At 53.2% G+C, this 419-nt stretch carries 1 pseudogene; it reads left to right on the top strand.

The features are described 5' to 3' along the window. Positions 1-419: pseudogene (locus A3754_RS28220) on the top strand (hypothetical protein); the annotation flags it as partial.

Below are 419 nucleotides of genomic sequence, written 5' to 3' on the forward strand. Positions count from 1 at the left end.
GTTCTTCCGCGAAATGGAGCCGGAAAAAATCTCTGCCCACCTCACCCGAACGATCCAGATTCGTATCGAAGAATACACCGACGAAGTGATGACCGAGCGCAACGCTGTGCTGTGGGAAAACCTGCCGCTGCTGGTGCGCAAGCGGGTCTACAGCCGTGCCCGCCGTGCGATTCCAGCAGTCATGGATAATGTGGTTGACGATATCAGCCGTAATCTGGACAGCCTGGTGGACATGAAACACATGGTTGTCACCCAGATGAGCGAAGACAAGCAGCTCATGGTGCAGATGTTCCGTGAAGTCGGTGACCCCGAATTTCGTTTTGTGACCAACTCCGGCCTGTATTTCGGTTTTCTGTTCGGCTTGATTCAGGTTCCCGTCTTTATCTTTATGCCTGAAAACTGGGTGTTGCCGCTGTTCG

It is taken from the genome of Alcanivorax sp. HI0083 (assembly GCF_001635175.1).